Origin of the sequence: Spiroplasma endosymbiont of Nephrotoma flavescens (assembly GCF_964030835.1) — a bacterium.
Classification (GTDB): Bacteria; Bacillota_I; Bacilli_A; order Mycoplasmatales; family Nriv7; genus Nriv7.
This window is the reverse complement of record NZ_OZ034982.1, coordinates 777,526-790,298: the sequence shown is the minus strand read 5'-3', so window position 1 is coordinate 790,298 and position 12,773 is coordinate 777,526. Positions and strand designations below refer to the sequence as shown.

15 protein-coding genes and 1 pseudogene are annotated in these 12,773 nt (G+C 25.4%); 2 read left to right on the top strand and 14 right to left on the bottom strand.

The window, feature by feature from the left end; translation table 4 throughout:
* Positions 1-2: 2 nt before the first annotated feature.
* The 3 genes from AAHN02_RS04655 to AAHN02_RS04645 all read right to left on the bottom strand — a co-directional run bounded on the left by AAHN02_RS04655 (position 3) and on the right by AAHN02_RS04645 (position 4,138).
* Entirely contained in the window at positions 3-473 is a 471-nt protein-coding gene (locus AAHN02_RS04655) for a hypothetical protein (RefSeq protein WP_342277472.1), read from the bottom strand.
* A 1-nt stretch (position 474) separates the two neighbouring features.
* A complete protein-coding gene (locus tag AAHN02_RS04650) occupies positions 475-2,469 on the bottom strand; it encodes a hypothetical protein (protein WP_342277471.1) in 1,995 nt (664 codons plus the stop codon).
* Positions 2,470-2,755: 286 nt separating this feature from the next.
* Complete coding sequence (locus tag AAHN02_RS04645) at positions 2,756-4,138, bottom strand: Mbov_0401 family ICE element transposase-like protein (protein WP_342277470.1); 1,383 nt, start codon at positions 4,136-4,138, stop codon at positions 2,756-2,758.
* A gap of 241 nt (positions 4,139-4,379) precedes the next feature.
* Between AAHN02_RS04645 and AAHN02_RS04640 the strand changes: the two genes are divergently transcribed.
* Together AAHN02_RS04640 and AAHN02_RS06435 are read left to right on the top strand one after the other, a co-directional pair.
* Positions 4,380-5,909, top strand: a complete 1,530-nt coding sequence (locus AAHN02_RS04640) for an ETX/MTX2 family pore-forming toxin (RefSeq protein ID WP_342277469.1) — start codon at positions 4,380-4,382, stop codon at positions 5,907-5,909.
* 371 nt (positions 5,910-6,280) lie between these two features.
* Positions 6,281-6,445: pseudogene (locus AAHN02_RS06435) on the top strand (IS256 family transposase); the annotation flags it as partial.
* Positions 6,446-6,488: 43 nt separating this feature from the next.
* On the opposite strand, the gene AAHN02_RS04635 reads toward AAHN02_RS06435, so the two are convergent.
* The 11 genes from AAHN02_RS04635 to AAHN02_RS04585 all read right to left on the bottom strand — a co-directional run bounded on the left by AAHN02_RS04635 (position 6,489) and on the right by AAHN02_RS04585 (position 12,317).
* Positions 6,489-6,878 carry a hypothetical protein gene (locus tag AAHN02_RS04635; RefSeq protein WP_342277339.1) on the bottom strand — a complete coding sequence of 130 codons (390 nt, stop codon included), beginning with the start codon at positions 6,876-6,878 and terminating at the stop codon, positions 6,489-6,491.
* 129 nt (positions 6,879-7,007) lie between these two features.
* Positions 7,008-8,855, bottom strand: coding sequence for a hypothetical protein (locus AAHN02_RS04630; protein WP_342277468.1), 1,848 nt, complete (start codon positions 8,853-8,855; stop codon positions 7,008-7,010).
* A gap of 271 nt (positions 8,856-9,126) precedes the next feature.
* Positions 9,127-9,519, bottom strand: coding sequence for a hypothetical protein (locus AAHN02_RS04625; protein WP_342277336.1), 393 nt, complete (start codon positions 9,517-9,519; stop codon positions 9,127-9,129).
* Positions 9,520-9,541: 22 nt separating this feature from the next.
* Entirely contained in the window at positions 9,542-9,790 is a 249-nt protein-coding gene (locus AAHN02_RS04620) for a hypothetical protein (RefSeq protein WP_215826579.1), read from the bottom strand.
* A gap of 31 nt (positions 9,791-9,821) precedes the next feature.
* Positions 9,822-10,079 (bottom strand): hypothetical protein, encoded by a 258-nt coding sequence (locus AAHN02_RS04615; protein ID WP_342277467.1) that lies wholly within the window; start codon positions 10,077-10,079, stop codon positions 9,822-9,824.
* A 6-nt stretch (positions 10,080-10,085) separates the two neighbouring features.
* Positions 10,086-11,069: a hypothetical protein gene (locus AAHN02_RS04610; protein WP_342277466.1), complete on the bottom strand. Its 984-nt coding sequence runs from the start codon at positions 11,067-11,069 to the stop codon at positions 10,086-10,088.
* Positions 11,070-11,093: 24 nt separating this feature from the next.
* Positions 11,094-11,330 carry a hypothetical protein gene (locus AAHN02_RS04605; RefSeq protein WP_342277333.1) on the bottom strand — a complete coding sequence of 79 codons (237 nt, stop codon included), beginning with the start codon at positions 11,328-11,330 and terminating at the stop codon, positions 11,094-11,096.
* Between the two features lie 41 nt (positions 11,331-11,371).
* On the bottom strand, positions 11,372-11,602 hold the full coding sequence (locus AAHN02_RS04600) for a hypothetical protein (protein ID WP_342277465.1): 231 nt from the start codon (positions 11,600-11,602) through the stop codon (positions 11,372-11,374).
* Between the two features lie 3 nt (positions 11,603-11,605).
* The gene (locus AAHN02_RS04595; protein WP_338982040.1) at positions 11,606-11,767 is read right to left on the bottom strand and encodes a hypothetical protein; all 162 of its coding nucleotides are present in this window, start codon (positions 11,765-11,767) and stop codon (positions 11,606-11,608) included.
* The gene (locus tag AAHN02_RS04590) at positions 11,767-11,988 is read right to left on the bottom strand and encodes a hypothetical protein (protein WP_342277464.1); all 222 of its coding nucleotides are present in this window, start codon (positions 11,986-11,988) and stop codon (positions 11,767-11,769) included. Before AAHN02_RS04590 ends, AAHN02_RS04595 begins: the two co-directional genes overlap by 1 nt.
* 2 nt (positions 11,989-11,990) lie before the next feature.
* Positions 11,991-12,317: a hypothetical protein gene (locus tag AAHN02_RS04585; protein ID WP_342277463.1), complete on the bottom strand. Its 327-nt coding sequence runs from the start codon at positions 12,315-12,317 to the stop codon at positions 11,991-11,993.
* Between the last annotated feature and the right edge of the window lie 456 nt (positions 12,318-12,773).

Below are 12,773 nucleotides of genomic sequence, written 5' to 3'. Positions count from 1 at the left end.
AACTATGCAGGACTGGCAGACTTATTTTTCTCTCAAAATTTTCAATTATTAGCAACAATCTCTTTATTTTTCATTCGATAGGCAACTAGTAATAAAAATCCCGCCCCAATCATTAATAGTAAAGAAATAACTAATCCAATTGCCATTCTCTCGCCATTATCAGTATTATCAATAATTGTAAAGATAAATGTTAAAAAACCAATAATTATATAAATACTACCAATTATTCAAAAGAAAATCCTTCTTTTTAAACCTCAAATATTTGTAATAACAAATGTAAAAAAACCAATAATAATTAATATATTCCATAATGTTTGAGCAAAATTACTAGTTCAAAAATTTAGTTTTAAAACAACAGTATCATAAATAACAAATTTAGACTTAACTAGCTCCACAAAACCATAAACAATCATTAAAAAAAATGCTAACGAAATTACTATTCGTCCAATTAATGCCCATTTTGTATTTTTCATTTTATTTAATCTCCTTATTCCTAAATGCTACAATTTTAAAATTATTGCTAGCAAGACTATTGTAATAGTTTTTTGTTTTTCATTTAATTGAATAAATATTATTCATCTTACCTTGGGAAAAACTAATATCATATGATACTTCTAATGAATTATCAATAGCATTATACTGCATTTTCGTATTAGTAATTCTTCAATAATTACTATCTTGATAAAATCTCCGATATTTCATATTAATAGTGCCATTATTATCATTAACAATGCGATCTAAAATTCCGTTTTCGCTTGTTAACATTGTTAACAATTTAGCAACCTCGGTTATACAATTGGAATCATCTTCTTCTTTACAAGAGCTAATAGTCGTAATAAGAGTATCCAATACTCCATTCGGTATTAATTCACCTTTCTGACCATTATATCCAAGGATTTCTAATAATGCCACTTTTGCATGCTCGTTGTCAATTTCAATGGCAGCAAGAATCTTGTTAATCTTTGCTTCTGTTAACACCTCATTTTGAATTACACCGACTAACTTATTAATTGCGGTTAAAACATCATTTAAATTAATATTTGTATCATTAGGAAGAAAATTTAAATATTTTTTAACAGTTCCAAAAATGGAATCTAATATATCTTTAATTTTAGGAAATGCTAATGGGAAAAAATCAGTATTTTTACAAAAAAAACTATTAAATCCCACACAACCACCACCAGCTGAAACCACATCAATTAATGGATAATCAAAAGACTTTAAGAAAGTTATGTTAATTTTCTTAACTAATTCATTTAATTGTGCGGTTAATCTCATAATTAATAATAACTTTCGTAAACTTAATCCGCCATCATTTAAAGAAAATACTTTTGTTAACTTATTTTTTAAATTACTAATTACTGATTGATCGAAACCAACATATGTCGTACTCAATTGCTCATTAATAGCTTGTTGAATTTCTTTAGGAATTTTACTAACTTTGTACCAAATCTTATTGGGATCATCAAAAGGAATACTAACATACATTTTCATTACATAAGAAATAACTGGTAAAATTGGTACTAACAATGAAATAATATTTTTTAGATCTTTAAATCCATTTTGAAAATTTTCTAATATATATTTATTAGTTATTATTGAAACATGATTATCATCTACTTCAATACCAAATGTTGCCATCATTGTATCATAAGCAGCTTCTACTTCGGTATCATCTTTACTATCATATCCTTTACAAGAACTTTCAGCTTTTTCTTTTTCTATCTTTTCTTTCTCTTCATAATTTTCTTTTTTTTCATAATTTTCTTTCTTACAACCAATTTGAACAATTATTTTTTTAATTCTTTTTTGTGACCACTGTAGTGCTTGAGCATATGTTGCTTTGCCAACAAAATTATCATTATGTTCAGTAAGATTATTTCGTAATTCAGTAATAATATCAGCATAACCACCAGCATTATAATCATTTCAAAAACTTTCAATATTACTTTTAGTTAAAAAATTCATAATGGGATCTAAAACAGACCCACTATTAAAAATTTCTTTTAATGTATCAACAGTTAAAGTGTTAAAAATTGAACCATATGTTCGAATTTTACCTAAAATATTATTTTGACTAATTAAATCAGCATAGGGTTTTACATATTTATCATTAGAGTTAATAACTTTATTAGCTAAATCTTGCGAAGCAAAAAACTCTTGATGACGAGGGAATCAATTATTATCATTGGTTTGTCCAAAATACGAATAAGAAATATTTTTAAAAATTAAATTATCAACTTTATTTTCTAAAATATCATTAATAACTTGCGAAGCATCTCATTTTTTTTCTCTACTTAATATTATTGCTTTAGTAATTTCGCCAGTAATTGCCGAAAAATCATTTAATTTAGCAGCGATGCCTTCATCAATCTTAGTTTGATAACGAAAAGTACAAGCAGCTAAGGTTAAAATTTGAGAAACTGATAATAATAACACTACTCAATATTTCATTATTTTTCTTTTCATAAATTAAACCTCAACTTTTATAAAACAATGCAAGACAATTTTAAACTTTTTAGAAAAATAAAGCAAATTCAAATTATGAAAAGGTCGCGTTTAGTTTTCTTAGGTATTGCTTTGAAGAAGTAAAACAATCAGCTAATTATATTATTTAATTATTAAACTAACCCTGCCTTTCTTGTTATTGTCATTTTTATTCATTACCATTTTATCATATTATTGAATTTTTACACAATAAAAATTATTAATATTATTAAATTTTCACTAATATATATTAATTTTATATTTTTACTTACTTAAATCTATTATATTTATTTGTTACAGCATTACCTTTATAATTAATTCAACTATCATCATTTTTATTATTATATTTATTTCATAATGAATTTTTATATATTTCTTTTCTGATTTCTATTTCTGAATTAATATTTTCATTAATATAATGTAATACATTTAATTTGTTTAAATTTGCCATTCTTAAATGTAATAAGTTATTTAAATTCTTATGATTATATATTTTTGCCCCATACCCTAATTGTTGTTTTACTAAATGCGATACATCACTCTCGATGCTACAACCGATATTTCATTCTAAATTTTGATTATGAATGCCGTGCTTATTATTACTGAAATAATTACTCGCCCTCCTTAAATTTGTTTTAATATCTTTATTTAATTCATTTTTAGCGGCATTACGAATGTTTTTTATCAATTCTTGATGATTTCCATTTTTATATAATTCAATTCAACTATTTAGTGTTACTTTGCGATTTTCAAAAATAATATTAAATGCCGTTTGTTTTAATTTTTTAATAGCGTGATACCCATCTAAAATATATCTAACATTACCAAAACTATTGGCAATTTCTCTAATTCAAGTAGCACCGTCACCACAAACAATTATTTTGTCATAATTAATATTCACATAATGTTTTTGTAATTCTCTAATTAATAAGTCACGATAATCCATCGTATTTATTCGTTTACCAACTTTTAACATTAGAAAATGACCTCGTTTGTTTTCTAATTCTCTACGAGCATTTTTGTAATTTTTTTCTTTATGCCCGGTATGAAAAGTAACTAAACGAATTCTTTGGTCTTGTTTAACTTTCTGATCTAATGTCGCTAAAAATGTCTCATCTAGGTGAATATATAAATCCTTATTTTTAACATCAATTCTAGTTTTAGTTTCTTTTTCTGCGAGTTGAAAATATTCGGCAATATCGTATTTATTTAAAATATTTGAAATACTACCTTTTGAAATATAACAATGATTTAGAGCATCTAAAACATCGCGATAGCGTTTGCCATCACCCAAAAGACTTAAAACTTTAAATTGGACATCAAAATAAATGCGTTGTTTGGGCAATAAACCAATTTCTTTATCTAGTAAACATACATATTCAAATTTACCTGATTTTTGATTTCAATATTTATATCGGCGTCGTTTAAAAATAACTTCACCAAAAATTGTAATAATTGTTCTTGAGACAAAATGAACTACTTTATAACCTTGTTTTAACCGATAATGATATTTATATAAGTATTCATCTAATTTTTCGTATTCATTAGCTAGTTGTTCGCATTTGTTGGTGTACATATTTTTATGGGTTATAAATAAACTGAATCAATGTTTATTTTCTGGGTTTTTTACATTATTATTAATTTTTAACATAATAAATTACCTTTCTTGATAGTAACTTTAATAAAGTTTAGTTAGCTTATTTTTTTGCTTTAATGATAAATGTTTTTTAGAACTAGTATTCAATATCCTGAAAAAATTATAGAAATTATTATTTAATGTTATATAATTAAATTCCAAGGCAAAGAGGCTCTAGATTAATTTTTTGGAGAAAGGGAAAAAGTACTATAAATTTTATTAATTAGCAAAAATTCACGAAAAGGATTTGATTAATATGAAAAAATTACTCGTTATGCTAACAACAATTACGAGTTTATCGAGCATAACACCAATAATCTTAGCGAACGCCTCATCAGAAATACCAGAAAATAAAGTAATAAATAAAGAAATTAATTATTCACAAACAAATGATTTAGAAAAATTAATTAGAAGTAAAAGAGAAAATATTCAAAAATTAGAAAAACAAAAAATTGTTATTAGAACAAACGGCGAGGTTATTTCTTCAGGAATAGTGTTCAACAACAAACTGTATTTTGGTTCAAATGATGGTAAAGTTTATGAATATGATCCAGTAACACAACAACAAAAAGTTGTCATTACAACAAACGACTGGGTTACTTCTTCAGGAATAGTGTTCAACAACAAACTGTATTTTGGTTCAAATGATCATAGTGTTTATGAATATCATCTTACTAAAATATTAAGTAATATTATTACTATTAATAATTTAAAAACAATTAACAACAACAGTGATGAAGTAATTTTAAATGAATTAAATTATTTAAATCCAGAATTGGATACTTCAAAATTAGAAGTAACTAATAAAACAAATATATCAGCTATAATTAGAGCGAAAGCAGATAGTGACAAATATTTTGGTGAAAAGAAAATATACTATGTTATAAATAATCAGCAAAATAAAATTATTAATTTAAACGAACTAATTAAAAAAGGGATATTTTTAAGTTATCGAGATAAAAATCAAGGAATTACTATAAAAGAAATTAAAAATATTAATTCAGATAATTTAATATATTCAAATGTAACAGCAACAAAAAATATTGAACCAACATACACTAAAAATAGTAAAAACATCTGTTTTGGGACAACCACATTATTTCATAATTTACCTCAAAAACAGAATATGCAAACACCAAATTGTAAATATACAAAAGAAACAACTATAAGTACTCAAATTACAACAGGTTTAAGCAAAACTGAAAGTGAAGAGAAAAGTTCAGAACAAAGTTCAAGTTCAGATATGAAACATAATTGAAATTTTGAACTTGGTGTAAGTATGACGGCTGAAGCTAATTTTTGACCTCTTGCTACTGCATTAACAACTATTGATACAAAATTGGGTGTTGGAGGAGAATATGGTTCTTCCAAAACAAATACATCTTCAGAAACAAAGACTTTAAGTAATACATTTGATTTATCAAACAGTAAAACAGAAGAAGAAAAAACATCTTTAGAAGTGGAATTGCCTTCACAAGAAATTGAAGTTAACCCAAATCAAAAAATTAAGGTTACTGCTTCGTTAGATGAAGTTTTAGCACAAGTAACATTAAAATTAACACAAAATATTTATGGTGAAATTACTTCACAAATAACAAATACAAGCAATGAAGAAAAATCATTTGAAATTTCAATTAAAGAAATTATGCAAAAATTAAAAGAATATAATCTTTTGCCACAAGAAATTGCTATAAATAATAATGATAGTATAACTTTTAATGGGGCTGCAAATAGGTCATTAAAACAAGGATTTGATGCTAACATTGAGTTTCATAAAGTAAAATAATACGAAAAAAATATTGGAAATATTATATAATCAATCACTTTAATTGTAACAAATACAATAAGTTTAATCTCTTGTAAAAATAAAAAATATTCAAACCAGTAATTAATTAAAATTACTGGTTTTTATTTAATGGTTTTGTCATTATAACCAACACCGAAGCCGATTGACTAGGAATAGAATAAATTTTTTAACATTATTAATTAAAAGAGAAAAATATTTCTTATATGTGTTATGTACAACAACCTAACTTCAAATTTAATATATTTGTTAATTATTTAAATTAAGATTAAAAATATTTTTACTAAAGCAGTATTTAAGTTTAAATACTGCTTTTTTATTTTGTTAAAATAGAAAAAAATAAAAGTTGCTTAGTTATTAAGAATAAAAAGATTTTTCCTAATCACTCATCAGTTTTTAAAATATTTTATTTATTATTTCAAAATATGGTTAAAAAATGAACGATGCCAATTCAAAATCGGGGTAGTGCGATTTCACATTTAATGATAAAAGTTGAAAACAGAATGAATTTAAGTTAATTACTTAGAGATGCAGTTAATTATACAATCCCCATTTTACAGTTTAATTATTTTTTAATTCTGCTTTAAAAGATAGTATTTTTATTGGAGTAGTAATTGTTTCATTAGCAATTTTAACATGAATATTTGAGGCAATAAATTCTGTTTTATCAAAAATCTTGTCATTTTTTATTTTAATTTTTAATCTTTTAAGCTCGTTTCATACTATATCATTTTTCTCAAAATGTAAACTTTTTAAACCACAATTAGGTCTTCAATTTTCTTCACAACTACTAGTTCCATCATATTTTAATCACTTTGGAATATTAATAACTTCTTCTTCTTTAGTACTATAAAAATTTATTGTATATTTATCGTTATATTTATATGTAATTTGAATTTTAACATTTGATAAATTTAATTCGTTAATTATTAGCGATTCATCCGGTGACAATTGTTTTTTTTGTTTGAACAAGCAGTTACGGGTAATATTGTTAATCCTAAAATAGCCATTATACTTAAAATTTTCATTTTTTAACTCCTTTATTTTATTTTTTCAATATATATATATATATATATATAATTATACAAAAATTCTTAATATCATTAGAAAAATGGCAAAACCGATTAAAAACTGAAATGTGTAATAAAAAGCTGGCACTGTTTTAAAAACTGGAAAAATAGCAGTTGAAAAGTTAACTGTTGCTTTCGCAATAATTGCTAGCGGTCGTAAAATGGTAATGACTTGTGAAGCGGTCAGAATTCAGTTTAGCATTTTGATACTAGCATTTTGAATCGCACAGCCAATATCGTTAAATGTGGGTATTCATCGCCCAGAATATTTACAATTTGCCGGCGGAATTAAGTCGTCTCATTCACTGTTATTTGAACCATCGGGAATAAACGCTGTGGAATTTAAAACATTAAAGTCATAAATTTTAAAATTATAGTTATAGGTATTACTTTTGTGATAAAGCGGAAAAGTTAAGGTAAAAATGTTAATACCATAGCGAATATCAATATCGGTATTTAGATAATTAATACTGTTGGCGGTTTTGTTGGTTGGTAAAGTGATGAGTTTATTATCATAAGATTTAAGGACATTAAATTCAATTTGATAGATACTGTTATTATTTTTAATAGCATTAAAATTATCTTGGTGCGTTTTTTTATCAAAAGTAAAGAAATAACTTCGTAGTAATAATTCCGAATTACCAGCAACATTGATTAAATATTTTTTGGGATAAAAGGTAATTAACGAGCGATAAAAGAAACCGATTTGAATAAAGTAATCCTTATTGTAATTATCTACTCCCTTAAAATCAATTTCAGTATGAGTTTTTTCGTCCATGTCAAAAGTAGCATAAAATAAGTTGGCAAAAAAGTTACCAAGAATTTCGTAAATTTCATCAAAAGTATTTTTATAATTATTACTGTTAATACTAGGAATATTGTTTTTAAAATAAAGGTAAATGTCATTTCGTAAATCGGGGTCATAGCGTAGAAAACTAAATTTAACATTAAGATAATTTAATGTTCCGAAAAGGTACTTAATTAGGTAATAATCGTTAGTGCTTTTGGTGTCATATTTTCATATTTCACTTTCACCGTGTAATAATTGTAAATAGTCATTACCTGCGATTAAGGTTTTATTAAAAGCTTTAATTTTTAAAATATTTTTATTAATTTCATCTTCACTGCTGGAAGTTTTATGATAAAAATAGCTTTCATTTTTAAAACCGTGGTTTTTAATGGTAAATTCTTTGTAATAACCTTTTTCTAAGGTGCCAATAAAATTAAATACTGGTGTTCAATAAAGATAAGAATAATTAAATTTGTCAAAATCACCACGATGAATCATTAAATAGTCAAGATTATCAATGATATTTGTATAATTATGGTTTCCATCAAATTTGGTGGTTGTTTCTGGCAAATTAATATCAGTTGTCGGTTTGGTTTGTGTTTCTGCTTTAAAAGATAGTATTTTTATTGGAGTAGTAATTGTTTTGTTAGCAACTTTAACATGAGTATTTGAGGCAATAAATTCTGTTTTATCAAACGTTTTGTCATTTTTTATTGTAATTTTTAATCTTTTAAGCTCGTTTCATACTATATCATTTTTCTCAAAATTTAAACTTTTTAAACCACAATTAGGTCTTCAATTTTCTACACAGCTACTAGTTCCATCATATTTTAATCACTTTGGAATATTAATAATTTCTTCTTTTTTGGTGTTATAAAAATCTATTTCATATTTATCGTTATAGTTATATGTAATTTTAATTTTAACATTTGATAAATTTAACACATAAGTTTCTTCACTTTCTCTTTTATTTCTAATTAGTTGTGTTTTTGTTTCGTCATTGTTAATATTTTGGGGAATCGTAAAAATGTTATTAAAACTAATAATTATCACAGTAAATATTTTCATAAACATTTTTATCACTCCTTTTTAAAATATTTTATTTTTCATTGTTCTTTTGGTTTTAATCTTTTTTAATACAAAACGAATTAAACAGTTCACTATTTGTGTTATGGTTACTCATACTAATGAATAACCTATAATCATTAACTTACCAATTGTTCCAAAATTTTTAATAAATTGTTGCAAATTTTCAATATCTGTATGTAATAATAAAACTATACTTAAAGATATGAATATAATGTAATTAAGTATTATTCATCAATATTTTTTTAAAGAATTAATGAGTTTGTTTGATTTCATTTTTCAAGGCTCTTTTTGCTTTAATTTTTTGAATAATCAAGTGGATTAATTTTTCAAATTTAAGTGCAAAATATATTGCTCCGCCTCATCAAAAAACAAATATTCCTGCTAGCATAATACCATTATTGAATTTACCAAAGAATTTAACCATTTCTTTGTTCATAAAATCATTAAATTCGTTACTTGTTCCGGTTATTCATTTAGTATCGCTTACTGTTAATGCACAAATTAATAAGCTTATAAAGATGAAAATGGTACTTAATGCTATTTTTAACCATTGCTTTTTAAAAGAATTTTTAATTCTTAATTTTAATGGCGTTTTTTCTTTTAAATTATCTTTTTTAAATAATTTTCCTAAAAGTTTTTTCATTTTAACTCTCCTTTCATATTTTTTATCGTCCTTTAATCACAATAAATAAAGCAATCAGTACACAAGTAACACCAAGAATGGTAAAAATTGGGTGTTGCGAAAATGTTCGTGCCATTGGTTTAAATAGTTCTAAAATTGTTAAATTGCTAGTAATAAACTTTTGGAAATTGGCAAGGCCTTCGCTAATGTAGTTTGTTAAAGTTTCAAAATGACTACCAGCCAATAATCCAAGAACAGTTATTAAGATAAAAATAATAATTAGTTTAAACATCGTTAGTTACCTTGGTTTGTTTTTATTGGTTTTATTTGTTTTTTAGCTTTTCCTCACGCGCACTTAACCGCCCTTTATTTTTAACCGCGTATTGGCGTTGTTTTTCCAAATTAACTTGTTGACTACCAAATCCAAGAATAATTGCCATAAGAAATTCTACAGCCAGCGTTAAGAATAGAGGAAATATTAATTGAATATTCGTTCCAGGCACTTCTAAACCTCAAATTAAGTCAAAAACTTTATAAAGCATTTGAGCGAGAAAGTCGGCCATTTTTGCGAGATTTTCCATTTTTTATTATTCCTTTTCTTTCATTTTTCTTAAAAATTTGCTAAATTTATCCATTTTTAAGTATTCTAAGTCTTCTAAATCAATTGCGGTGTCATTATAGTATTTATCTTCATAGTCAGGATTTACTTTTGCATTTAAGTAATCTCTTAAAAACTCTAGGTAAAAAGAATTGTAAGTGTTTAATATTGGTAGCGGAATTTTTAGTTTAAAAAAATAAATATCAAGTTCAGGAATATCACGATATTTAATGCAACGCCCCCTTTTGCTATTTTTAGCATCAATTAAAGTGTTTCGTCAGCGTTCATATTCTTCAATGCTTGTAAAGGTACCATAGATGACTTTTAAGTAGGGGCGAAAAATATTAACTGGTTTTTTGCGAATGCCCACAATCACATTGTTGGCAATATCACGAACTTTAACTCATATATGTTTATCTCTTTGACCACTAGCCAGCACAATATGACCGAAATGGCGTGCCAGAGCAAAATACTCTTGAATACCGCTTTCTTCATTTTTGGTATTATTTTTTTCTCAATCAGTTCCTTCTAAAAATAAATTAGTTTCATCTCATAGCAGTAAGGTCTTATCTGGCAATACCGGATAATCAAAGTCTAACAAACCCATATGCCCTAAACTTAATTTTTGGGTTTCTAGTAATGGAAAGGTTGCGGCGATATGATACTTCTTCTTTTTTAGTAATTTTGATGCGTATACTAGAAAAGCGGTTTTTCCAGTTCCTAATGAACCAATCACAATGTTTAATGGTGAGTTTTTTAAGAAATTAATAACTTTGTTAATTTGTTTTAAATTACCGATTTTAAAAAGGAAAATCAAAATACAACCTGCTAAAAATAAATAACTCACAATGTTTTTAAAATAACCGTTGTAAATGTATCAAATTGCTCCGCAATGTCATAAAATTAAAAATGAGGTGCGATTTAATTCAATAAAATGGTTATTTTTTTCTATTATTCATTTGCAAAATTTCATCTTGCACCTCACTTTATTTTTTTGTTAGCGGACTGCGCCAAGTAATTTTTCAAACATTTTAAAGCAAATAAAGAATATTGCTAAAATAAATGGAAAAATGAAGATTCAGTAGTCAGCAAAGAAGTTACCGACTTGCGGCATATTAACAGAAATAATTTCTCACATTTTAGTAAATGCTGTTATAATTGCATTTCACAATTTAGTCATCGCATCACTAGCTGTTATTTTTGCTGGTGCCTCGGCTAAGAAAGTTCCAATCATATAATCACCCCCTTTCTTCTTAAGGCATTCGTCATTTGTCTTTATCTAAATACTGATATGGTTTTTCAAAGTAACATTAGAATAAATCAGGCCATAATCGCTGTTAATAATCAAAAAGCAATGTTTGCCATTAAAAGTCAAAGTGTTTCTTGGGTTAAATCAATTTCTTTACCACCAGTAATATGAGCCGGAATGGTTGTAATTTGAATAAATAAATCTCAGAAAGTTTGTTTAATTTGTTCTCAATTAAATTCTTTTAAGTTTATTGTCATTTTTTATCTCCCAAAAATCATTTTTATTGGTAAATACATAATTGAAATTAAGGCGAAAAGAAAAGTGATGATAATAATTAATCCGGCAATAAATGCAACTTGTGCAGGCATTTTTTCTATCGGAACAAACAGTTTTAAGAACTCCATAATAATTTCTCAAAACATTATTTTTTATGCTCGTTATTTTCTTTTGAATTAGGAGCTTTAACTCATTCTTCAAAGCGGGCAATAAATACTTTTTCGTCTTTTGTAAAATTACCAGTATTATTTTTAATGGCATTTTTATATTTAATTCGCATTTTTATTTTGGCATAAATTTTATAAGAAAAATATGCCGATAGCATTATGCTGATAATAATAAACATTAGTCCAATTGCAATATTCATTTTTAAACTCCTTTAAAATAGTTATAATTCATATCTTTTTTGTTGTTTTCTTTTTCGACAATGAAGAAACTTAATAATTCTTGTCCTTTAATTAACTTGGTTTCTTGCTCTTGTTGATTAATTGAAATTACTTGATATTTACTATCTTTTATTATTCCAATACAAATAGAATTTTCGTATTTTCCTTTATAAACAAATCGCTTTGGAAACCAAATGCCGATTTGTTCATTAAATCAGGGAATTTTTGGTGCTTTAATAAGCATTGCGTTTTTTGTTTCTTTTAAGAGATATTTTTTAGTATTTAAGAAAATGTTTTCAATGTTTTTCATAGTAAATTACCTTTCTTATGAATAAACTAAGTTATATTAACTAAGTTGTTAATTAACTTAGTTTTTTAAACACTTATATATCGCAGATTTAAGTGTTTAACAAGCTTTGTTATTAAATTCTATTTTTTAATTAGATAAAGATTTTAATAATTTTAAACTTAGTATATCCCCTATATAGAAATTTCTACACTTTAATATCCGCATCCTACCCTTGGAACTAATTTAATAGCGTGTATATTTTTAGGAAATCCACCCATTCATTTTTTTATTGCAAAATGAAACAAATTGCTATAGCTAATAGGATGTTATCTATCAACTGGTAAAAACTTCTTTTGGTTATGGCGACCACCCACAATTTATCGTGCTTTAATACATACCAACATTATTAATTCACTTGTATTTAATTTTCAAAGAACAAAATTTTAACACCTCATAAAATAAAAAGACAATCATTGC